Consider the following 22334-nt stretch of genomic DNA (forward strand, 5'->3'; position numbering starts at 1 on the left):
ATGCTGGGGCTTCAGCAGTCGTGGTCGGTGAAGCCGGGGAAGTCCATGCCTGCCCCAGGGGTGCGCCGTGCACGACCGGCTCTGAACCTACGGTCCCCACGCTCGGGATAGTCCTCTCCAAGAAGAGCGTCGCCGCCTTGACGGGGACGTCCCCCGCGGCGCGGCCCACCGTGGCCCGCCCGCCTACGTCGCCTGCCACAGTCCGCTGATGGGTCGACGTCGTCGACCTCCGGGCCGAAGGCGGGGCCGTAACCCGGAGCGAATGCGGGACCGGGGCCGAAGGGGCTGAAGGGGCCGAAACCGTGCTCGCGCATGCGCATCATGGCCTCGAAGCGCTCCTCGCCCATGCGACGACGGGCGCCGGCGAAGCGCGGCCCGCGCTCACCGTCCTCATCCGGCCCGAGCTGAGTCTCCAGGGAGTCGATGATCTTGTCGAGAAGCCGAGCCAAGGTGGAGACCTCCTCATCGGTCAGAGACTCGAGGTAGTCGGCTCTGGGCCCGCTCAGTGGCGTACTGCGACCGGCCTCGGTGAGGTGGACGACCATGACCCGACGATCCTCCTGACTGGGCCTGCGCTCGATGAGGCCATCGGTCTGGAGCTTCTTGAGAAGCTCGTTGAGGGACTGCTGGCGGATATCGAGGAGAAAGGCCAGGTCTCGGGTGGGGATCGGGCTCTGCATGCGCAGGGCGGCCAGAACCCGGCCGCGGCCGCGCGTGATGTCGGCGAAGGGGCCGTCGCGATGCGCCGTCATGCGGTTGCGGCGCATGAGGTGCTGCAAGCGCCGGAATCGTTCGTGAAGGGAGGCCCGCTGCGGGTGCTGCGACAAGGCTGCACCGTCAGCGGCCTTGGAAACATGGGGGTGGGAGCTGTTCGTCATATCGGTCTCCGTCTCAGCGCCTTGATAGGCGCCGTGTTGAGTGTCGTGTGAGGTGGTGCTCGGCTCGGTGTTCCTGATGCTCTTGGGATTCATGAGCTTCTCCTGACTCGTGAAGGCACCCGTGCGGATCTGCTGGCGTTCCCGTCGACACCGGTTCGCGCGGCCGTCACGGACAGTGCGGCACCGCACTTCAGAAGGTGCCTGTTGTATCTTGACGACACCAAAACTACAGGCACCTTTCGATTTTGATCAAGGAGTTGTGGCAGGTACCTGTATGTTGTGAGTCACTCTTCAAACGGTGTCTGGCCGCACCGGTCCCGGAACCTGTGTCGACAGCCGCAGCCGCGCAGACACGTCGATGGACGTCAGTGGAATCCGGTAGTCGGCAGTGGAAGTCAGCGGCCGGCGTTAGCGTTGCAGCATGTCTCAGACGACCATGACATCGGGATCCCCAGGGACGGGCGGCCCTGTTCGCGAGCGCGCCGAGGCCGTCCTGCGCGAGCTCGTGGGCCGCAGCGACGCGCGCCTGCGTGAGGACCAGTGGCGGGCGATCGAGGCGCTGGTCATCGCACGCCGCCGAGCCCTGGTGGTCCAGCGCACCGGGTGGGGGAAATCAGCGGTGTACTTCGTGGCGACGGTGCTGCTGCGAGAGGGCTGGGGAGGCTGGAGCCCGGGCACCCCACCGCCATCCCCCGGTGCGCGCTCCGGCACCGGGGCAAGCGTCATCATCTCGCCGCTGCTGGCCCTCATGCGCGACCAAGTGGCCGCCGCCGAGCGCGCCGGAATCCGGGCCGTGACCATGAACTCGGCCAATGTCACGCAGTGGGATGAGATTCAGGCCCAGGTGGCCGGTGGTGAGGTCGATGTCCTGCTGGTCTCCCCGGAGCGCCTCAACAACCCGGTCTTCCGTGATGAGGTCCTCCCCCACCTGGCTGCGGGCGCCGCACTGGTGGTCATCGACGAGGCCCACTGCATCTCGGACTGGGGCCACGACTTCCGCCCTGACTACCGGCGCATCGCCACCCTGCTGGCCGGTCTGCCGCCGCGCACCCCGGTCCTGGCCACGACGGCGACCGCGAACCGACGGGTCAGTGCCGACATCGCTGAGCAGCTGGGGGCGTCTGTGGAGGCAGGCGGGGCGGACGGCGAGCAGGTCCTGGTGCTGCGGGGGACCCTGGAGCGCGGCTCCCTCCACCTGGGAGTCAGGATGCTGCCGGATGCCGCCTCACGCCTGGCCTGGCTGACCGCCTATGTCCGCTACGCTCACGGCAGCGGCATCATCTACTGCCTGACGGTCTCGGCGGCGCAGGAGGTCGCCGAGCACCTGCGTGCGGCGGGCGTGGAGGTGGCCGCCTACACGGGGCAGACCGAGGCCGCCGAGCGCGAGCGCCTGGAGGAGGATCTCAAGGCCAACCGGGTCAGGGCACTGGTGGCCACCTCCGCTCTGGGCATGGGCTTCGACAAGCCGGACCTGGCCTTCGTGGTGCACCTGGGGGCTCCTTCCTCGCCGGTGAGCTACTACCAGCAGGTGGGGCGGGCCGGCCGCGGAGTGGAGCGGGCCGAGGTGGTCCTGCTGCCCGGCCAGGAGGACCGGGCCATCTGGGAGTGGTTCGGCTCGCAGGGTTTCCCGCCCGAGGAGCAGGTTCGCGTGGTCCTCGATGCTCTGGAGGAGCGCAGGGCCGCGGGCGGCGGGGCGATGTCGACGGCGGTGCTGGAGACGGCGACCTCGTTGCGGCGCAGCCGGCTGGAGTCCATGCTCAAGGTCCTCGATGTCGACGGCGCCGTGCGCCGGGTTCGTGGCGGCTGGGAGTCCACCGGCCGGCCCTGGCGCTATGACGCGCAGCGTTATGCGCGAGTCGAGGCCGCGCGCCGGGCCGAGCAGGAGGCGATGGTCGCCTATGAGCGCCTCGGGACCGATACTGGCCCTGGGCGGACAACCGTGTCGTGCCGGATGGCCTTTCTGAGGTCGGTGCTCGATGATCCCTTGCTTGAGCCGGGATGGCGCTGCGGAGCCTGCGACCTGTGCGGGGGCCTGGACCTGCCTGACGCCCCTGACCAGGAGCAGGTCGGTGCCGCCCGAGCGGCGCTCGGACGGGTGGGGGTCGAGCTGCAGGCACGTCGCCAGTGGCCCTCCGGGATGGATCGGCTGGGCCTGGGCCGTTTCAAGGGTCGTATCGGGGCCGACCGTCAGGCGGCGACCGGGCTGGCGGTGGGCAGGCTGGATGGGTTGGGGACCTCGGTGGTGCTGCGCGAGCTGGTGGCCTGCGCCTCCGACGGCGAGGTCCCGGTGGCGCTCAGGCCACAGGTGCTTCAGGCGGTGGACCGGCTCGCTGAGATCATCCGCGACGAGCAGGAGGCCGCCGGCTCCGACGGGCCGCCGGGCGGAGAGCCGGCCGTCGTCGTCGTGGACTCCCGCACCCGCCCCCGCATGGTCCGCCGGCTGGGGCACGCCGTGGTCGCACGGCTGGGCGCACGGGCCTTGGGCGTCGTGGGCCTGTCCGGTCAGGAACCACCGCAGCACGATGTGGGCTCTGCGTTTCGCCTGGCGCAGGTGGCCCGCAGCCTGACGCTCCAGGGCTGGTCGGCCCAGGCCCTTGACGAGCTGCGCGAGCGCACCGTGGTCCTCGTGGACGACTGGAGCGACTCCGGCTGGACGCTCACGACGGCCGCCTTCCTCCTGCGCGAGGCGGGGGCGGCGGCGGTCCACCCCTTCGTGCTGGCGCAGAGGTAGGTGCCGGTGGGCACTGCCTGAGCAGGCAGCGCCCACCGGCACCGGCGTCCTAGAAACCCGTGGAGACGGCGGCCAGTGCGGGAGCCACCTGGCCTCCGGGGGTTCCGACCTGATCCTCGAGGTAGTACCACCAGAAGGGGGCTCCCCAGGCGTCGGAGCGCCCCAGTGCCGCGCCGGTGACGTGCTCGGCGACGGCGGTGCGGGCCGCCACGGGGTCGGAGGCCGAGCCGAACCACCAGGGACCGGCGTTGAGGTCCGCTCCCCCGTACCCGAGCTCGGTCACGGCGATCCGGGAGGAGGAGAAGGCGGCCTCCAGGGTGCTGAGAACCCGGTCGGCGGCTGTTCCCAGCGGATGGAGCTGGGGGTAGACGGACAGTCCCACGACGTCGATCAGCTCCCTGATCGATGCGGGGAGCTCCCTGGCTGCATAGCTGAACAGGGAGTAGGTCGGGTCCGCCTGCCCGAGCTGGTAGTACAGGGTGAGCACCGTCGTGGCGCTGGTGCGCTCGCGCACGGCCTTGGCCGCTCGCTGGGCCTTGGCCACCGGCCCGGTGCCCAGCCAGTCCCCACCGATCTCGTTGCCGATCTCCCAGGCGTCGACGTTGGGAAGCGCCTTGATAAGGGTGTCGACCCGCGTGTCCCAGGCGGAGTCGGTCAGGGCGGCCAGGTCGTGGGAGTCGCAGATCTGGACCAGGGCCTGCCCGCCCTGCGCGTGCAGGGCCTCCACCGTGTTGCGCCAACCGGTCATTTCCTCGGCGTCATTGGGGTCTCCGATGACGAGGCGGGCTGAGACCTTCCGCTTGCCGCCTCCCGGTCCGCTGGGGGCCAGTGCTGCGGCGATCTCGACGGAGGTGGGCACCCGGGTGAAGGTCACCCCGATCACGGCGTCCTGCGGCGCCTGAGCGGACAGCGCCCGGTCCAGGGAGAGCTGGGCCCCGGCAGCCGACTCCAGGGCGGAGTTCGCCAGGCGGCCCCGCTCCGTCCATGACTGGGCCTTGGCACAGGCATCCAGGGACTGCTGGGCGGAGGCCCGCAGCTTTTCCGCCTCGTCAGCGCCCTTGAAGCCCTTCGCAGTGGCCTGCGCGAGGCGCTCGGCCTGCCGACCGTGGAGGGTTCGGGCCGCCAGCTCCAGGAGATCGTGCTCCCCGGAGGCCGGTAGATCCGCCATGAGTGCCGAGTACCCGTGGCTGGTCGGCCACGACAGGGTCAGCGTGCACTCACGCCCGGCAGGCACATCGATGCCAATGGCACCACCCTCATCCTGGTAGAGGGGGCCGACGGCGATGACCTCCAGGGTCTTGGCATCCAGCAGCGCGTCGTCATAGCCGACCTCGCCCTTGCCGTTGGACTGAATGCGTCGCAGCGCCTCGAGGTTGAGGGCACTGCCCTGCGCATCACTGACGTGAAGGCTCACATGGGTGGTCGCCCCGTCCCCCATGGCCGTCGGAGTCACGTTCGCGTGCCCACAGGAGGACACTGACGCTCCCAGAATCCCGGTGCCCAGGAGCGCCAGCACCCTTCTGCGGTTGGTCTCGATTGTCATGGAAGCAGTATCCCAGTCTTCTGAAAGAGATTTCGACCGAACGGCCCTATTTCCGTGGTTCGGAGACTGCTGAGTCTCACCGCCTGCGCCGCGGTCATCTCAGCTCCGAGGCCGGCACGAAGGTGTACCCCTCGGCCTTGATACCGGCGACGATCTTCTTCAGCTCGGCCAGCGGGTAGTAGGGGTGGAAGAAGAAGCTGGCGGTGGCGTGAGTGTTGACCAGGTTGAGCTTGGCCGCGTCAATGACCTCCTGAGCCAGGCGCGGCGGGTGCTGGTTGATCTCGTTGGGCTCGAAGTTGCCCAGGTTCTCGGGCAGGACGTGAGTCCCGTAGGGGTCGTTGACCGCGTAGGGGAAGAACTGCCCGTAGTAGTCGTGGGGACCGGCCTGGGTGTTGGTCAGGGTGCCGGCGTAGAGGAGCTCGCGCTCATAGCGCACCGGGTAGTGCTCGCCGATGCCGTAGTAGGCCTCACGGGTGGCCGAGTAGTGCGGGGTCTCGAAGATCTCCGGAGTCGGCAGGCCGACCTCGCCGAAGATCTGGCGCCCCTGCTCCACGCGCTCGGAAGCCCACTCCTGGGAGGTACCCGGCAGGGTGCCTCCGATCTGCACGAAGGACTTGTCCTGGCAGTCGATGGGTGGGGCCTTGGTGTCGTTGGTGGCCGAGCACCACGAGCGGATGAACTCGAAGTCGTCGGCGGAGACGGCGTTGTAAGGATTGTCCAGGGTCCCGAACTGGTGGGTGGTGCCGTGCTGAACGATCGTTCCGCCCTTGTTCACCGCGTCCTGCAGGACCTCCACCAGCTCCGGGGCGTCCTTCAGGGTGAGCTCCTTGGGCGTCCCGTTGTTCTCGGTGCCCTTGGGGTCGATGTACTTGGGCACCACCGCCATCTGGAAGGGCACGTTCTGACTGTGGAGGTAGTCGACGATCGCCTGCAGCTCCTCGGGGTCGCTGTCCGGGGTCACGTCCTCCAGGCGCACAGCGGCCTGACGGAACTGCTGGGCACCGGGCTGGAGGAAGTCCAGGAGGATGTCGGCGGCCGCGATGTAGCGGTCCTGCTCCCCCAGGTAGGTCAGGGGGATCTCACCGATGAAGGTCATTCCCGAGGAGCTGACCGCCCAGGGGAAGGAGGTGGTGCCGGACTGGGCGACGGAGGCGCAGGCGGTGGCCGCGCCGTCGGGCTTGGAGCACTCGGCGCGCCCCAGGACCTTGACGTCCTTGTCCCGGACGATGTGCGGAGCGATGATCCCACCGGAGTTGAGCTCATTGCGCTTCAGGGAGGCGCCGTTGTAGCTGATCTTGGTGACCCGGTCGGTGGAGTCGATGTAGGAGGTGGCCGCGTCCCAGCCGTAGCGCTGGGTGAAGGCGGCGCGGTCGGCGTCGGTCTTGGCCAGCTGCCAGATGTTGAAGCCGGACCACATGACGGGGACGTTGCCGGTCAGGGCGTCGTCGATGAAGGCCCGCGGCAGGGGCTCGTCGTAGGTGGAGCCGATGTAGACCACGTTGGTGAAGCGACCGGCCAGGCCGGCGACGTAGTCCTTGACCGGGAGGGTCGTCACGGTCCCGGAGTGGCTGGCCAGGGTACCCATGCTCAGGGCGTAGTACTCCCCCAGCTTGGCGTAGTCACCGGTGGTGTCGAACAGGACCAGGGTCGATGCCGGCCCCGCCTCCTGGTTGGAGAAGCTCACCGCTCCGACGGGAACCTCGGGCGCGTTCTGCTTCAGGTCGCGGATCTTGACCTGTCCTGCGGCGGGCGCGGGCTTGTTGAGATCCACGTCGGCCTGCTTGTCGCCCTTGAGAGGGAGCTCCTTCTTGGCCGCGGCGGCCGGCTCGGGCGGAGCCGGAAGCGGGTTCTTGGCCGGGTCGGCGTCATTGGCCTGGTCCCCACCTGCGGGCTTGGCCGCGGCGGCCTGGATCGCGGCCGGCACCTGCGCGCCGGCGGCGGGTGCGGCCTGAGCGGGGCCAACTGCGGCGATGGAGCTGCCCAGGCACACCGCGATGGCGGCCAGTGCGCAGCGGCGGCGTCGTGCGGTCATAAGGGTCGGGGGGATCATGAACGCTCCTTCGATGAGGTGGGAACCGGTTCAAACTCGGGAAGGGGGACACCGCGGCCGAACAGGGCTGCGGTGGCGGCCAGGATGCGCTTGCACGCGTGTCCGTCGCCATAGGGGTTAGCGGCCTGGGCCATGGCTGTGTAGGCCGCCTCGTCGGTCAGCAGGGTGGAGACTCTCTCGACGATGCGCTCCTCGTCGGTCCCGACCAGCTCGGCGACCCCGAAGGCGACCGCCTCGGGACGCTCGGTGTTGTCCCGCATGACCAGGACGGGCTTGGACAGCGCGGGCGCCTCCTCCTGGACGCCGCCGGAGTCGGTGAGCACGACGTCGCAGCGGTCGATGAGTGCACAGAAGGCGCCGTACTCCAGCGGGTCGCACCAGATGACGTTGGCGTGGCCCTCGATCTGGGGCAGGAGGTCCTCGCGAACCTTGGGGTTGCGGTGGACCGGCAGCACGAAGAGCACCTCGGGGTGCTTGTCGGCCAGGCGCGCGACGGCGCGGCCAATGGCCCGCATCGGCTCGCCCCAGGACTCACGGCGGTGGGCGGTGACGAGCACGACTCGCCGGGAGGCGTCCTTCAGGGCTGCGGCCAGCTCCTCGTCCGGTGGCGGGACCCGGCGGTCGACGGCGACCAGGAGCGCGTCGATGACCGTGTTGCCCGTGACGCTGACGGTCTGCGGGTCGGTGTTCTCGCGCAGCAGGTTGTCCCGGCTGGTGGTGGTGGGGCACAGGTGCAGGGCGGTCACCTGGCTGATGAGCCGCCGGTTGGCCTCCTCGGGGAAGGGTGAGGAGATGTCCCCGGTGCGCAGGCCTGCCTCGACGTGGAGGACTGGGACCTCGTGGTAGAAGGCCGCCAGCGCGGCGGCGAAGGCGGAGGTGGTGTCCCCCTGGACGACGACGGCGTCGGGCCGGTGGGCCTCAATGGCCTGCCCCACCCCTTGCAGGCAGCGGTTGGTGATCTGGGTGAGGGTCTGCCCCGGCGAGTGGATGTCGAGGTCGTCGTCGGGCACGATTCCGAAGAACTCGTGCACCTGGTCGAGCATCTCTCGGTGCTGTCCGGTGACGACGACGATCGGGTTGAAACGCTCGTCGTCGTGCATGGCGGCCACCAGAGGCGCGAGCTTGATCGCCTCTGGGCGGGTGCCGTAGACGAGCATGACCCTCAGGGGGCCGCCCGTTTGCGTGGGGTCGGTGGTCATGGGGTTCTCCTGGTCGTGTGTCGGGAGTGGGATGAGCTGGGCCTCAGTGGTGGTCGAGTCCGGCGTCGTCGAGGCGGGCATGCCTTACTGGTCCTCGATGATCGGGGTGAAGGTGACGTCGGAGTCCTCGCAGTAGGCCGCCACCTTGCCGGAGCGGTAGGGGGACTGCTTGTCGGTGACGGTTCCGAGCTCCTGCCCGTCCACGGTGATGGTGAAGGTCGCCTCTGAGGGCTTGGTCGTATCAATGGTGACGGTGACGTCGTGGCTCTTCCCGGGTGGGTAGACGGGCGTGTTGCCCGATGACAGGAATCGCTGGTACCCGGGATATGCGGTGTCCTGCTTGGAGACCTCCCAGCCGTTGGGCTTGAGGGCCAGGGCGTAGAAGTGGTTGTTGTCGGTGTAGTTCCACAGGAGCCAGGCGACCTCCCAGGCGTTGGGATCACCGTCCTCACGCAGCTGCCTGACAGTGGTCATCGTGGTGTGGATGGTCTGGACGCCTCCCGCCTCGATCTCAACCGAGGTGGAGGTGGCCAGACCGGCGTGAGTCGTGTCATGAGAGTCGGCCGACGTCGGCTTGAGGCGCAGCAGGCCGTCGGAGCACGAGGCCTCGCCGTAACCGTCGAAGATGATCTCCCACTGGGAGCAGTCCGGTGCGTCGGTCTCTCGGGCGTGGCAGTACACAGTGACTCCTAGAACCAGTGCCAGGACGCAGACCGTCAGGAGGGCGCGACGCAGGATCCTGCCGCGACGAGAGCCGTCGACGGCTCCTGCGTGCTGAGGTGCGTTGGCAGCTGTCATCTCATCTCCTCATTGGTCAGGCTGCTGGATGTCGGACGGGGTCGGCGCACGATCACGGCGGTGGGGTTCAGCACGGGGCGGGTCGGCACAGCCGGGGTGGCCGGAACGGTTCTGTCCGGACCCGCGGCCTGGGGGGCCGCGAGGGGCTGCACCCTCTCCGGCCCGCTGGGCGGGCGCTGCTTGCTCGGTACCGGTGAGCCCATGGCTGCCGATCCGTTGGAGCCGGCCACCGGTGCGCTAGGTGCGCTCGGCGCTCCTTGCCCCGGTTCCGCCTCCCGCGCAGTCTTGGCCCACCCGGTGCGTCCGGTCAGCTCCCGGGCGACTGCTCGCCAGCCGTAGAGGCTGGGAAGGAGGCCGTAAAGGACGAACAGGTGCGCGTAGCCCACGGACTTGAGCAGGCTCAGGCCCTCACTGCGCTCGATGCGCCAGTAGATCCAGGCGTAGATGAGCGCCGGCCCGAAGGCGATGACATAGGCCCCCGCGAGCCACGCCCATGACTGCTCCCACCTCAGGACCGCGGCCACCCCGGCGGTCACCATGGTGATGAGGAAGGACAGGGTCAGCAGGGAGCCGGTCAGGAGCAGGTAGGGCGTGAGGATCTGCCAGAGCGTGTCGGCCCGCCCCAGGCCGCGCTGCTCGCGGGCCACGGAGCGCAGCAGGTGCAGCGCCTGGAGGTTTCCCTGGAACCAGCGGGTGCGCTGACGCAGGAGGCGGCGCATGTTGGTCACGCCCTGCTGGTGAACGGAGGCCGCGCGCCAGAACTCGTTGGTCCAGCTGGTGGCGTTGAGCCGGATCCCCAGGTCGAAGTCCTCGGTCAGCGACCGGGTCCAGGGCCGGGGCCCCAAGGCGTCGAGTGCACTGAGACGGACGAACTGGGCGTTGCCCCCCATGCCGACGCTGCGGACCCGGCGCCGGCCTCGCTGGAAGACCTCGGTGAAGATGACGAACTCCATGTCCTGCATGCGGGCGAGCAGGGAGCCGAAGCGGTTGTTGATGCGCACCCCCATCTGGACAGCACCGACCTCCTGCGGGGCGAAGGCCTTGCGCACCTCCCCGATGGCGTGGGGGTCGAGCCTGCCATCGGCGTCCATGACTCCTACGACGACTCGCGAGGAGGACACCGTGGTGCACCGGGAGCGCACGATCGACAGCGCGTCGTTGAGGGCCTCCCCCTTGCCCAGGCGGGCATGGGGAGGACGACGGCGAACCACCTCGACGCGCTCGTCGCCGGCCTGGGCGGCTACCTGGGCGGTGTCGTCGTCGGAGCCGTCGTCGATGACCATGATGCGCAGGCCGGGGTCCGGGATGGAGGTGAGCCGCCGGACGCTGGCGCCGATGACCGCCGCCTCGTTGAGGCAGGGCATGAGGATGACGACAAGCAGCGGCGCATCCGGATGCGAGAGACCGCCGTGCCGTGGGGCCCCGCGCGAGGCGATGAGCATGAAGAAGGTGTAGGCAAGGGCGACTGCGATCATCCCCAGGGCTCCCCACCAACCGATGCGGTCGAGGACTCCCAGGGGGCTCGAGGAATCGAAGCTCATGGGCAGGAACGGGGTCTGCGTCACCATCACGCCCGCAGACTCATCAGGCCGCTGCGCTGCTGCGCGTGACGCCCGGCGGAGCGCCTGGAGTGCGGGATCAGGGCGCGGGCCGCGCCATAGAGGTTGGTCAGCAGGAAGAAGGCCAGGATGGCGCCGAACACCAGACCGGCGCAGTCAATGAGGAAACGAGCGACGAGAGCGGGAAGGGAACCTGCCGGGGCGACATACCACACGACGAACAGTCCGGTTCCGGCGGCGAATGGGGAGTAGTGCATGAGGCCATCCATCTGGATCCAAGGGGTAGGGCCGGCGCCGACCGTCATCACCGCATGCGCGAGCAGGTCAGGTCGGCAACCAACGCCTCGGTGCGGCGCGCCCGGGGATGACGGGATGTGGGAACTCAGCCCGTCGGGCACGGCGCACCGTGCGTCACCACCAAATATAACAATAGAGTAACGCTTTGCAACACTGTGTTATTCGACCATGCAATAAGCGCCCTCTTAGAGGTGGCTCACAAGAGAGGGAAACGGCAGGATTCCGCCAGTTGAATCGCCAACGAATCCGCGCCTCGCTCCAGCGCCGTCCCCTGACGCGGCAGAGCACGGTCACCAGAAGGTCACAGGATGATCTCAATCGGCCTGCTCAGCAGGCTTTTTCACTGCCTTCGGGCACGGGCCGCCTCCCCGTGGGCGGGCAGATCCTCGCAGCTCGCCAGGACCTCCAGCGCCGGCGTCATGGACTCCAGGGCGCTCGCGCTGTACTCGATGAGCTGGACCGGTTTGAGGAAGGCCATCACGCTCAGCCCGGCCGCGAACCGGGCGGTGCCCCCGGTGGGCAGGACATGGTTGGAGCCGGCCAGGTAGTCCCCCAGGGGCACCGGGCTGCAGGGCCCGACGAAGATGGCTCCGGCATTGCGGATCCGACGCGCGACCCCAGGGGCGTCGGAGGTGTGGATCTCCAGGTGCTCGGCCGCGTAGGCGTTGGCGACCTCGATGGCCTGGGCGAGGTCACGCACCAGGACGGTTCCCGACTGCGGACCCCTCAATGCGGTCGATGCCCGCTCCCGGTGCCGGGTCGCGCTCAGTCTGCGCTCGAGCGCCGCATCGACGGCGTCCGCCAGCTGCGGGGAGTCGGTGATGAGGACGCTGCCGGCATTGGGATCGTGCTCCGCCTGGGAGAGCAGGTCGGCGGCCACGTACTCGGGGTCGGCCCCGGCGTCGGCCAGGACGGCGATCTCGGTGGGTCCTGCCTCGGCATCGATGCCGACCGTCCCCATGACGGCTCGCTTGGCGGCCGCCACGTAGACGTTGCCGGGACCGGTGATGACGTCCACGCCCCGGCACAGGACCTCTCCCCCGGCGTCCGCGCGGTCGGTGTCGTCCTGGGCGTCGGCGCCGTAGGCGAGCATCGCGATGGCCTGGGCGCCGCCGACGGCGTAGACCTCGGTGATCCCCAGCAGCGCGCACGCCGCCAGGATCGTGGGGTGGGGCAGACCCGCGAACTCGGCCTGAGGCGGGCTGGCCAAAGCGATCTGTTCAACACCGGCGACCTGGGCGGCCACCGCATTCATCACCACGCTGGAGGGGTAGACCGCCAGTCCTCCGGGAACGTAGAGCCCCACCCGCTCCACGGGGATCCAGCGCTGGGTGATGGTGCCTCCGGGGACCACCTCCGTGCTGCGCTCAGCGGGCACCTGGGCGGCGTGCCCGGCCCGGTTGTGGGCGATGGACAGCTCGAGGGCCTCGCGCACCGCGGGGTCCAGGTCGTCGAGCGCCTGGGTGATGGCAGCAGCGGGCACACGCAGGTGAACGGGTCGCACGCCGTCGAATCGCTCCGCGGCGTCGCGCAGTGCGGCCGCTCCGCGACGGCGGACGTCCTCGATCAGTGGAGCCACGGCGGCCTGGGCGGCGGTGACGTCAAGGGCGGCCCGGGGCAGGGCCTGTGCCAGCTGGCGTGCGGAGAGTCGGGTACTGCGCAGATCGGTGCGGGTGAGCATGACCGTAAGCCTACCGGCCATGCACAAGGCGGCCCGGGAGAGCACGTTGTCTCCCGGGCCGCCTCAGGCGCCTGCAGTTGAGTCAGAGCTCATCAGGCCTCGCGCACGGCGCGCGCGGCACCGACCAGGCTGGTCAGGCTCGCCTCGGTCTCGGTGTAGCCGCGGGTCTTGAGACCGCAGTCGGGGTTGACCCAGACCTTCTCGGCGCCCAGGGCGTCGACGGCCCGCTGGAGCAGCTCGGTGCACTCGGCCTGGCTGGGCACGCGCGGGGAGTGGATGTCCCACACGCCCGGGCCGAGCTGACGCTCGAAGCCGTGCTCGGCCACCGCGGGCAGGATGTCCATGCGCGAGCGGGAGGCCTCGATGGAGGTCACGTCGGCGTCCAGGTGGTCGACCGCATCGATGACGACGTCGAACTCCGAATAGCACAGGTGGGTGTGGATCTGGGTGGCAGGAGCCGCCCCTCCGGTGGCCAGGCGGAAGGAGCCGACGGACCACTCCAGGTAGGCGGGACGGTCGGCGCGCCGCAGCGGCAGGGTCTCGCGGATGGCGGGCTCGTCGACCTGGATGACGCCGATGCCGGCGGCCTCGAGGTCCGCCACCTCCGCGCGCAGGGCCAGGCCCAGCTGGTCGGCGACCTGGGCACGCGGGATGTCGTCGCGTACGAAGGACCAGGCCATGATCGTCACCGGGCCGGTGAGCATGCCCTTGAGGGGCTTGTCGGTCAGGGACTGGGCGTAGGCCGACCAGGTCACCGTCATGGGCTCAGGGCGGGCGACGTCACCCCACAGGATGGAGGGACGGGTGCAGCGCGAGCCGTAGGACTGGACCCAGCCGTGCTCGGTGGTCACGAAGCCGTCGAGCAGCTCGGCGAAGTACTGGACCATGTCGTTGCGCTCGGCCTCACCGTGGACCAGGACGTCCAGGCCGAGGCGCTCCTGAAGGGCGACGACGCTGGCGATCTCGGCACGCATGGCGGCGTCGTAGGCGGCGTCGTCGATCTCGCCCTTGCGCCAGGCGGCGCGGGCCTTACGGATCTCGGCGGTCTGCGGGAAGGAGCCGATGGTGGTGGTGGGAAGCTCCGGCAGGCCGAGGCGCTCGTCCTGGGCCGCCTTGCGCTCACCGTAGGGGGCGCGGGTGCGGTCGGCGTCCGTGACGGCGCCGACGGCGGTGCGGACCTCGTCGCGGTGCACGCCGGGGTGGGCGGCGCGCTGCTTGCGCAGGTCGGCGTCCTGAGACAGCTCAGCGGCGATGGCGTCACGCCCCTGCTCCAGACCCTTGGCCAGGGTGATGACCTCCCCGACCTTCTGGTCAGCGAAGGCCAGCCAGGAGCGGATCTCCGGGTCGATGGCGGTCTCGCGCTCGACGTCGTGGGGCACGTGCTGCAAGGAGGTGGAGGTCGCCACGGTGATGGGGGTGCCCTCGGGAAGGCGCTCGCGCAGCTGCTCGAGCACGTCCATGGCCCGGTTCAGGTCGGTGCGCCAGATGTTGCGGCCCGAGACGACGCCGGCGACGACGGTCTTGCCCTCCAGGGCGGCCAGGTCTCCGGCCTCGGGCAGGGCGCCGGCCACGAGGTCCAGGCCCACGGCCTCGATCGGGGTCTGAGCGAGCACGGGCAGGGCGTCGCCCAGGGAGCCGTAGGTTCCGGCCACCAGGATCTGGGGGCGCTCCACGATGGCGCCCAGCCAGGTATAGGCGTCACGCACGGCGTCGAGGACGCGCTGGCGCTCCACGTTCCAGGAGTCGGAGACCAGGGCGGGCTCGTCGAGCTGGACCCAGGTGGCGCCGGCCTCGTGCAGGTCCATGAGGAGGTGGCCGTAGGCGTGCAGGACGTCGCTGAGGCGGTCCAGGGGGTGGAAGTCCTCGGCTGCCTCGTCGGAGGGCTTGGCCATGAGCAGGTAGCTCACCGGGCCCACGACGACGGGGCGGACCTCGGTCCCGACGGCCTTGGCCTCGCGGACCTGGTCGGCGATGGCGGTGTCGACGTAGTCGATGGGGGTGGAGGCGTCGATCTCGGGGACCAGGTAGTGGTAGTTGGAGTCCAGCCACTTGGTCATCTCCATGGCGGGACGGGCGCCCTCACCACGGGCCAGTGTGAAGTAGCCCTCGACATCGAGGGCGCCGTCGGCGTTCAGCAGGTCGCGGAAACGGGCGGGCGCAGCGCCCAGGGTGGCGGTCACCTGAAGAACCTGGTCGTACAGGGTGAAGTCCGCCGGCACCGAGGCGGGCTGAGTCAGCCCCAGGTCCGTCAGGCGCGAGCGGGTCGCCCCGCGCAGCTCGGCAGCGGCGTGCTTGAGCTCATCGACGCTCAGGTTCCCCTTCCAGAAGGACTCCACGGCGCGTTTGAGCTCACGGTCCCTTCCGATGCGGGGGTATCCCAGGATGGTGGCCCCCGGCAGGGGGGCGGAGGGGACCTGTGACTCGGTCACGGCGATCTCAGCCGGCGAGGCGGGGGCGACCGACTCAGGGGTGGCGCTCATGCATTCTCCTTGGTGATGGTGGTGAGGGGCTGAACGGGGTGGTGGGAAGACACTGTTGCGCGGGCAGAGCCACAGCGCAGGAAAGAAGGGCCTCGGCCGGGTGTGGCCTGGAGGTATCCGCGATCGACGGCGTCGCGCACCTCCCGATCGGGCGCGGCTCCAGCCAGGATGCCGCCCAGACGCAGGTGGCTGATGACGTCGAGGGCCGGTCGGGTACGGTTGAAGGTGTACAGGTGCAGACCGGGGGCGCCGGCGCGCAGCAGCGCTGTGGCCAGGTCGAGCGTCGCGCCGATGCCGCGTTCCACGAGGGTGGCGCCGCTGGCCGATCCCAGCGAGGATCGCAGGCCGGCGGGCACGCGCACCCCGGTGAGCGCCTCAAGACGGGTGAGCCGACGCAGGTCGGTCAGTGGGATCACGCCGGGAAGGATCGGGATGCTCACCCCCGCGTAGGAGGCCGCGTTGGTCAGCGCCACATAGTCGGCCGCGTCGTAGAACACCTGGGTGATCGCCATGTCGGCCCCGGCGGCCTGCTTGGCGGCCAGGACCTCAATGGCCTCGATGTGGTCGTTGGTGGCCGGGTAGGCGGCCACGGCGATCGTGACGTGGCGCCTGCCGTCACCGAAGAAGTCGGCCTCGACCTCCCTAATGACCCGGACGAGGTCGTCGGCGTGGCGCAGTTCCCCGGCGACATCCTCGGCCCGGGTACCGGCTGGCGGGTCGCCGCGCAGGGCGAGGAAGCGCCGTACTCCCATGCGCAGGAAGCGAGTGACGATGTCGACGGCCTCCTGCTTGCGATAGCCGATACAGGTCAGGTGAGCCATGAGGGGGATGGTGCTGGAGTCCAGCACGTGGGCGAGCACGCACTCGGAGGGGTTGGTCTGCTCCTGGACCGCGCGCACGCGGGGGGCCTCGCACCGGCCCGCCTCGGGCTCATGCGCGCTCCCCTGGCGCCCGCCGCCAGTGACCCCGCCGGCGGGGTCAGTGACGAAGGTCGGCCGGTAGGTCACCGAGACGAAGTCGGGCCCGGTGGCCAGGAGCCTGTCAATGCGGCCCCAGGTGGCCGAGGCTGCCTTACCCGGTCGAGGGGGGAACAGCTCCAGGCTGACGGTGGGCAGTCGCCGAGCGGTTCCGGTCTCAGCGCTGCTCAAGGCCTCGCCGCGACTGCCGGCCGCGGCGGTGGGCCCGGTGGGCTCGTTGTCGTGCACGTCGTCTCCATCGATCCTGGCTGAAGCACCCGCGTACCGGGTTGCTGCGGCGTCATGGAACCAGGTCTCTCGGCCGCTCTGGATGGTCGAGCGTATCAAACCACGACTGTTTCCCAGCCCCGCCGCCGTCCCACATAGCGAGAACCGATCCGCTCAGCCGTTGGCCCACTTCTCACCCCATCGTGTCCAGCAGGCGAGCCGTTGCGGCGGGGCCCAGCTCGAGTCCCCGGTGCCGACCTCTCCGGTGGCCGCCGAGACCACCAAGGAGGCCAGGCTCGGTTCGCCTCGAGCAGCGCAGTCATGGGCGATCATGGAGAGCAAAGGCCCCATATGACGTGGCAGCACGCTCCGTCCGATCGAGTCGCTGAGCTCGCCGTAGGTGATGACCTCACGGTGCTGCGCGACCTCTATCAGGACGGAGCGTGCTGCGTTGGTGGCCTCAGCCAGCCTCGGGGTGAGTCGGCGCATCCTGTCCCCCACTGGGAAGTAGTCACCGACGGTGATGGCGAGCGACTCAGTCACGGTGTGATGATCCGGGTTGTCCGGGCTCTTCACAAGCTCGTCCTCGCTGCGCCTCACCCCGAGGCCAGCAGCGATCAGCTGGCCATGCGACGGCGCACCAGGATGAATCCGCCGCCCAGGGCGATGGCGGCCACCGCGAGGACGATGCCGGTCATGCTGGCACCGGTGAGCGGAAGACGGCTATCACCAGTAGCCGCTGCAGCCGCAGCGGCCTGGCCCTGACCGCCCTGAGCGTTGCCGCCGGGCTTGGCGATTCCGGAGTTCTTCTGACCGGCCCCCGCCTTGGAGTTGGAGGGGCTGGCGCCCTGTGCGTCCTTGCCATCGGTACCGGCGGCCCCATTGGTGACGGTCGAGCCGTTGTTGTCGGCCTTGTCACCGTTGTTGGCCTTGTCACCGTTGTTGGCCTTGTCGCCGTTGTTGGCGGCCTTGTCACCGTTATTGGCGGCCTTGTCACCGTTATTGGCGTTGCCGCCGTTGTTGTTGGCGGCTTTACCACCGTTGTTGGCGTTGCCGCCGTTGTTGTTGGCGGCCTTGTCACCATTGTCGGCAGCCTTGCCACCGTTGTTGGCGTTGTCAGCGGGGGCGTCCCCGGCACCGGGAACGGCGCCGCCGCCCCAGGCGACGTTGACCAGCGCACCGCGGTCCACGGGGACGTTGGCGTTGACGCCGAGGGTCTTGGCGATGTCCTCGGGCAGGGCGTGACCGTTACCGGAGGCGGGGCTTCCCTCCTTGAGGTGGAAGTCCGAGGTCTTGTCCATCGGGTTGACGGACTCCTTGACGAAGAACGGGTTGTTCTCCGGGGAACCATGCAGGTCCAGACCGTTGGACTCCTTGCCCTCGGCCTTGACGCTCGAGCTGGCCGTGAAGTCCGAGAGCTTCTCGGCGTTGACCGACTGGTTCATGCGGTCGGCGCCCCAGTTCCACAGGACCGTGGTCGACAGGGTCTGGGGGTTCTCGTGGCGGTAGTAGACGTCGTAGTCGATGCTGGAGACCATCTCATTGGCGTACACCGCGCCGGAGCCGTCCTGGTTGGCCCCACCCAGGACCTGGACCATGGCCGAGTAGCGCCACGGGTCCCCGGGCATGGGGGTGGTCTGCTCGGAGGAGAAGATGTTGTTCATCACCTTGGTGTTGGTGGTGTCCCAGCTCAGTCCGTGCTCGGCGCTCCACTTCTGCACCTGGGTGCACACACCCTGGGCGTTGCGGGCGTTGCAGCCGTCGGAACGGGTGTCCTCCTGGATCCACAGGCTGGTGAGCGCGTGGGAGACGGTGTTGTTCCACACGCGGGTGTCGTTGGACCCGGAGACGTGGATACCGATACCGGCCCCGGCCACGATGTTGGAGGCGATGAGGTTGTTGGAGGAGACCTCGTTGAAGATCGCCACCGGGACGTTGACGAAGTAGTTGCCAACGATCTCGGAGTCGATCACGCCCTCGTCGAACCAGACTCCCGCGGCCCGGTTCTGGTCATAGGCCGAGGGGTCGGAGATGTCCGTGCCGGTGGCCGAGTAGTCCACGGTGTTGTTGGCGAAGCGGATGTTCTTGGAGTGGGTGATCTTGGTGTCGGCCAGGGTGCAGTAGGCGCCGCAGTCCTTCGTGATGAAGCCGGAGGTGTTGTTGTTCCTCCACATGTTGTTCTCCACCTTGGCACCGCTGGAGTCGTTGATGCCGAAGGCGTTGGAGCCGTTGTTCTCGAACAGGTTGTTCGACACGACCGCGTTGGTCGAGTCGATGACCTGCAGCGCACCGGCCGTCGAGGAGTAGCGGAAGGTGGAGTTCTCAATGCGAGGAGCACCGTGAGCGGCCACGACCATTCCACCACCGGAGATGGTGCCGATCTCGGGGTCCTCGTAGTCCCAGCGCTGCACCGCGGAGTACTTCTCCACCGTCAGCCCCGACAGAGTGATGTTGTCGGTGTTGAAGGACAGGGCGCGGGAGTGCTGGACCACCTCGACCTGGTGCTGGTTGGGGTCGACACCGATGACGTAGGAGGTGCCCCGGTGCGGCTTGACGTTGTAGCCGGCCTGGTTGTTCTTCGGGTTCTTCAGGGTGACCGGGTCGGGGTCGTCCACGTAGAAGGTGGACTCGGTGACCTCGGCGCGACTGAGCACCTGGGTCAGGGGCTTACCGTCCACGAACACCTGCTCGGGGTGGGCGGCGATCCCCTCCTTGGCGGGGTCGGCATTGATGGTGCAGACCGTGCAGAAGCGGACCATGTCCTTGCCCGTGGACCACTTCCCGTCACCGCCGGCACTCCAGCTCTTGGGGACCTCGGCACCGGTGAGGACCGGCTTGGCACCCTCGGCCGCCTTGATGGTCACGCCCTTGTCGACGGCGAGCTCGCCCTCACGGTAGGTACCGTTGGCCAGCTCGATGGTGTCTCCGCCGCCGGCCTTCTTCAGGGCGGCTCCAATGGTCTGAAGGGGCTTGGCAGCGGTTCCGTCTCCCGCGTCCGACCCTCCCTCGGCCGAGACATGGATGATGTTGCCGTCGGCGGCGGCGGCTTGTGGTGCATGAGTCACGGCCAGAACAGGCGCCGACAGCGATAGAGCGAGTATCGCCATCTGGGCGACGATTCGACGCTTCATGGTGTCTCCGTCTCCGTAGTGTTATCAGAACGCCGTTACCCTACCGTGATAAATTTTGTTTGGCATCCGTTATATCCGTATACTTCTGAGAGACGCTTCTCTCACTCGCCTCGTCGCCGGCCGCCCTGCCGGGGCGCTACCTGCTCCGACGTGCGCATCTCGTGCCCCGTCTGCGAGGATCCACCTATGACGCACGCAACATCTCAGCGCCCATCCCGGTACCCACTCATCTCAGTGTCCGGAAGCATCCGGCTCGGCCAGTTCCTCAAGCTGGCGGGCCTGGTGGAGGACGGCGTACAGGCGCGCATCGCCATCCAGTCCGGAGACGTCACAGTCAACGGCGTCGTGGAGACGCGTCGCGGACACCACCTGGCCGGTGGAGACGTCGTTGTCGTCGATCACCCCGCAGGTCAGGTGGGCGCCGCCGTCGAGCAGCTGGGGCCCGGGCAATGAGCCCGGACCCCAGCACCAGGAGCAGTCGCCGACTTAGCCCTCCGGCCTCCGCTCCGATCCCCTCAGCGCGTCCTCGGCGCCGTCGACGGCGCGGATGTCGGCACTCGGGTCCTGCGCAGCCTCGTCGGTGCCGTCCTGACAACCCTCACCGGCTGCGTCGTCGCCGTCAGTGGTCGATGACAGGCTGGTGTGCAGCTCGATCGTCTCGACCTCATGCGGCTCGTTGGCCGTCGTGACCGCGGTGGTGACCGAGTCGACCAGGACCTGGTTGGCCAGCGAGTGCCGCAGCAGCATGGGGTCGTTGTTGAGATCCTTGTAGAGCGAGACGCACAGCAGCAGCATCACGAAGACGAAGGGCAGCGCCGAGACGATCGTGATGTCCCGCAGACCGGTGAGGACCTCACGCGGATCATCCCCACCGGCAAGCAGCATGGCTGAGGCCACGCCACCTGTGGCCACGCCCCAGAAGACGACCGTGAAGCGGCTCGGATCGGTGGCACCGTTCTCCGAGAGCCCTCCCATGACGATGGAGGCCGAGTCGGCACCGGTGACGAAGAAGATCGCCACCAGGACGACTGCCAGCATCATGAGGACGATGAGGACCACCTTGTGCACGGGCATGGCGTTGAGCAGGTCGAACAGGATCGTGTCGAAGTTCAGGTCGGGCGTGCCATCGGCCTTGAGATGGACAAGGGAGTGCGCCGCCTGGCCGGCGCGCTCGGCGCGTTCCTGGAGCCCGATGGCGCCGCCACCGAAGATGGCGAACCAGATGAGGGAGACGACCGAGGGGACGAGCATGACCCCGGTGACGAACTGCCGGATGGTGCGACCCCGCGAGATGCGGGCGATGAACATTCCCACGAAGGGTGTCCAGGAGATCCACCAGGCCCAGTAGAAGATCGTCCAGGAGGACAGCCACTGGGCCATGTCCTGATTGCCCACAGCCGCCGTGCGCGAGGCCATGGCGGGCAGCTCGTCGATGAAGTTGCCGATCGCCGAGGGGATGATGTTGAGGATGAACAGGGTGGGTCCGCCGATGAAGACGATGATCGCCAGCAGCACAGCCAGCACCATGTTGATGTTCGACAGCCACTGGATGCCCTTCTCAATGCCGGAGATCGCGGAGGCCACGAAGCAGGCCGTCAGGATCGCGATGATGCCGACCATCATCGCGGGGGTGGACTTGGTGACGAGGTTGGTCGACACCATGCCCCCGCCGATCTGCAGGGCTCCCAGCCCCAGGGAGCAGGCCGACCCGAACAGGGTGGCGACGATCGCCAGGATGTTGATGATGCGCCCGCCGATCCCGTCGATGGCCTGGCGCCCGAACAGGGAGGTGAACATGGCCGAGAAGAGCTGGGAGCGTCCCAGCCGGTAGGTTCCGTAGGCCATCCCGAGTCCCACCAGGGCATACATCGCCCACGGGTAGATGGTCCAGTGGAACATGGCCGTGCCCAGGGCGGTACTGGCGGCCTGGGCGGTCTGAGGGTCGACCGTTTCCGGCGGGGGCGACATGTAGAAGTAGAGCGGCTCGCCGACCCCGTAAAAAATCAGTCCGATACCCATTCCCGTGGCGAACATCATGGAGACCCAGGAGCCGGTGGAGTACTCGGGCTCCTCTCCGTCTCCACCCAGGGGGATCTTGCCGAACCGGGAGGCCGCCACGAAGACGACGAAGACGACGAACAGGGTCGAGGACAGGACGAACAGCCAACCGAAGTTGCTGATCGTTCCCCCCAGGGCCCACTTGGAGGCCCTCCCCAGACCGTGCGGAGAGATGAAGCCCCACACGACGAAGGCGATGGTCGCGGCCGCGGCGACGCCGAAGACCACCTTGTCCATTCCCTCACCGACGTCGTGGGGCTGGCGGGAGACCGATCTCCTCAAGCGGTCGAGCAGGTGACGCTGGCGGCGTTTCACGGTTGCCGGGGAGGTCTGGAAGGCCGGCGTCGCGGCCGCCGCGCCCTGGAGGACCTCCCTTGTCCGCCCTTCCTGCGGGCCGGTGTCCCGCTCCTCTTGCAGCGTCAACGTTGGAGGGTTGAAATCCTCGTCACTCATCAAATTACCTCATAGACAATACAGTCACCGACTGCTTGTGGACATTACGAGAGTATCAAGATGAAGACGGGGCGCCACGTGAGCACCAACCCTGGCGGAGGTGGCACGACCTGTGGGAATACCGCCTCAAAAACGGCTTCCACCTTCCCAAAGGCGGACCTGCCGCCCTAAGGAAAGCCGGCTTGTGGCGCACTGATGAGGACACAGTGAGATCACAAACGGGTTTGCGAACGGTGCCCGCTCGGGCTGGCATCGGTTGCTCGACGTCCCCATCGGGGCGGGCGATCCACTC

15 protein-coding genes and 1 riboswitch are annotated in these 22334 nt (G+C 68.6%); of the genes, 2 read left to right on the top strand and 13 right to left on the bottom strand.

Annotated elements, in window-relative coordinates:
- Positions 1-11 precede the first annotated feature (11 nt).
- Positions 12-971, bottom strand: a complete 960-nt coding sequence (locus FK267_RS03210; RefSeq protein WP_075378305.1) for a MarR family winged helix-turn-helix transcriptional regulator — start codon at positions 969-971, stop codon at positions 12-14.
- Between the two features lie 328 nt (positions 972-1299).
- Between FK267_RS03210 and FK267_RS03215 the strand changes: the two genes are divergently transcribed.
- Complete coding sequence (locus FK267_RS03215; RefSeq protein ID WP_081379329.1) at positions 1300-3609, top strand: RecQ family ATP-dependent DNA helicase; 2310 nt, start codon at positions 1300-1302, stop codon at positions 3607-3609.
- 49 nt (positions 3610-3658) lie between these two features.
- Here the strand turns inward: FK267_RS03215 and FK267_RS03220 are convergent, their stop codons facing one another.
- The 11 genes from FK267_RS03220 to FK267_RS03270 form a co-directional block, all read right to left on the bottom strand.
- On the bottom strand, positions 3659-5152 hold the full coding sequence (locus FK267_RS03220) for a Tat pathway signal sequence (protein ID WP_075378306.1): 1494 nt from the start codon (positions 5150-5152) through the stop codon (positions 3659-3661).
- A 94-nt stretch (positions 5153-5246) separates the two neighbouring features.
- On the bottom strand, positions 5247-7202 hold the full coding sequence (locus tag FK267_RS03225; RefSeq protein WP_075378307.1) for a DUF2334 domain-containing protein: 1956 nt from the start codon (positions 7200-7202) through the stop codon (positions 5247-5249).
- Positions 7199-8401 (bottom strand): non-hydrolyzing UDP-N-acetylglucosamine 2-epimerase, encoded by a 1203-nt coding sequence (gene wecB, locus FK267_RS03230; protein ID WP_075378431.1) that lies wholly within the window; start codon positions 8399-8401, stop codon positions 7199-7201. The genes FK267_RS03225 and wecB overlap by 4 nt, the downstream gene beginning before the upstream one ends.
- An 84-nt stretch (positions 8402-8485) precedes the next feature.
- Entirely contained in the window at positions 8486-9199 is a 714-nt protein-coding gene (locus FK267_RS03235; protein WP_009406401.1) for a hypothetical protein, read from the bottom strand.
- Positions 9196-10767 (bottom strand): glycosyltransferase family 2 protein, encoded by a 1572-nt coding sequence (locus tag FK267_RS03240; RefSeq protein WP_141406358.1) that lies wholly within the window; start codon positions 10765-10767, stop codon positions 9196-9198. Before FK267_RS03240 ends, FK267_RS03235 begins: the two co-directional genes overlap by 4 nt.
- Positions 10767-11015, bottom strand: coding sequence for a hypothetical protein (locus FK267_RS03245; RefSeq protein WP_232622562.1), 249 nt, complete (start codon positions 11013-11015; stop codon positions 10767-10769). Before FK267_RS03245 ends, FK267_RS03240 begins: the two co-directional genes overlap by 1 nt.
- A 380-nt stretch (positions 11016-11395) precedes the next feature.
- Positions 11396-12736, bottom strand: a complete 1341-nt coding sequence (gene hisD, locus FK267_RS03250) for a histidinol dehydrogenase (protein WP_075378433.1) — start codon at positions 12734-12736, stop codon at positions 11396-11398.
- Between the two features lie 92 nt (positions 12737-12828).
- On the bottom strand, positions 12829-15216 hold the full coding sequence (gene metE / locus FK267_RS03255) for a 5-methyltetrahydropteroyltriglutamate--homocysteine S-methyltransferase (protein WP_081379330.1): 2388 nt from the start codon (positions 15214-15216) through the stop codon (positions 12829-12831).
- A complete protein-coding gene (locus FK267_RS03260) occupies positions 15213-16421 on the bottom strand; it encodes a methylenetetrahydrofolate reductase (RefSeq protein ID WP_141406302.1) in 1209 nt (402 codons plus the stop codon). The genes metE and FK267_RS03260 overlap by 4 nt, the downstream gene beginning before the upstream one ends.
- 4 nt (positions 16422-16425) lie before the next feature.
- A riboswitch (SAM riboswitch) is annotated at positions 16426-16510 on the bottom strand.
- Between the two features lie 64 nt (positions 16511-16574).
- Positions 16575-16943, bottom strand: coding sequence for a hypothetical protein (locus FK267_RS03265; protein WP_141406303.1), 369 nt, complete (start codon positions 16941-16943; stop codon positions 16575-16577).
- A 74-nt stretch (positions 16944-17017) separates the two neighbouring features.
- Positions 17018-19531, bottom strand: coding sequence for a right-handed parallel beta-helix repeat-containing protein (locus FK267_RS03270; protein ID WP_075378311.1), 2514 nt, complete (start codon positions 19529-19531; stop codon positions 17018-17020).
- Positions 19532-19717: 186 nt separating this feature from the next.
- Here FK267_RS03270 and FK267_RS03275 point away from each other — a divergent pair, with 186 nt between their 5' ends.
- Complete coding sequence (locus tag FK267_RS03275; RefSeq protein ID WP_141406304.1) at positions 19718-19984, top strand: RNA-binding S4 domain-containing protein; 267 nt, start codon at positions 19718-19720, stop codon at positions 19982-19984.
- Positions 19985-20017: 33 nt separating this feature from the next.
- On the opposite strand, the gene FK267_RS03280 is transcribed toward FK267_RS03275, so the two are convergent.
- Positions 20018-22042 (bottom strand): BCCT family transporter, encoded by a 2025-nt coding sequence (locus FK267_RS03280; RefSeq protein ID WP_141406305.1) that lies wholly within the window; start codon positions 22040-22042, stop codon positions 20018-20020.
- Positions 22043-22334: the final 292 nt, after the last annotated feature.

Origin of the sequence: Actinomyces oris (assembly GCF_006546825.1) — a bacterium.
In the GTDB taxonomy this organism is placed as follows: Bacteria; Actinomycetota; Actinomycetes; order Actinomycetales; family Actinomycetaceae; genus Actinomyces; species Actinomyces oris.

Excerpts from the sequence above, each read along its gene's own strand:
- FK267_RS03210 (WP_075378305.1), bottom strand. The coding sequence starts at position 971 with ATGAATCCCAAGAGCATCAGGAACACCGAGCCGAGCACCACCTCACAC.
- FK267_RS03215 (WP_081379329.1), top strand. The coding sequence starts at position 1,300 with ATGTCTCAGACGACCATGACATCGGGATCCCCAGGGACGGGCGGCCCT.
- FK267_RS03220 (WP_075378306.1), bottom strand. The coding sequence starts at position 5,152 with ATGACAATCGAGACCAACCGCAGAAGGGTGCTGGCGCTCCTGGGCACC.
- FK267_RS03225 (WP_075378307.1), bottom strand. The coding sequence starts at position 7,202 with ATGATCCCCCCGACCCTTATGACCGCACGACGCCGCCGCTGCGCACTG.
- wecB (WP_075378431.1), bottom strand. The coding sequence starts at position 8,401 with ATGACCACCGACCCCACGCAAACGGGCGGCCCCCTGAGGGTCATGCTC.
- FK267_RS03235 (WP_009406401.1), bottom strand. The coding sequence starts at position 9,199 with ATGACAGCTGCCAACGCACCTCAGCACGCAGGAGCCGTCGACGGCTCT.
- FK267_RS03240 (WP_141406358.1), bottom strand. The coding sequence starts at position 10,767 with ATGGTGACGCAGACCCCGTTCCTGCCCATGAGCTTCGATTCCTCGAGC.
- FK267_RS03245 (WP_232622562.1), bottom strand. The coding sequence starts at position 11,015 with ATGCACTACTCCCCATTCGCCGCCGGAACCGGACTGTTCGTCGTGTGG.
- hisD (WP_075378433.1), bottom strand. The coding sequence starts at position 12,736 with ATGCTCACCCGCACCGATCTGCGCAGTACCCGACTCTCCGCACGCCAG.
- metE (WP_081379330.1), bottom strand. The coding sequence starts at position 15,216 with ATGAGCGCCACCCCTGAGTCGGTCGCCCCCGCCTCGCCGGCTGAGATC.
- FK267_RS03270 (WP_075378311.1), bottom strand. The coding sequence starts at position 19,531 with ATGAAGCGTCGAATCGTCGCCCAGATGGCGATACTCGCTCTATCGCTG.
- FK267_RS03275 (WP_141406304.1), top strand. The coding sequence starts at position 19,718 with ATGACGCACGCAACATCTCAGCGCCCATCCCGGTACCCACTCATCTCA.
- FK267_RS03280 (WP_141406305.1), bottom strand. The coding sequence starts at position 22,042 with ATGAGTGACGAGGATTTCAACCCTCCAACGTTGACGCTGCAAGAGGAG.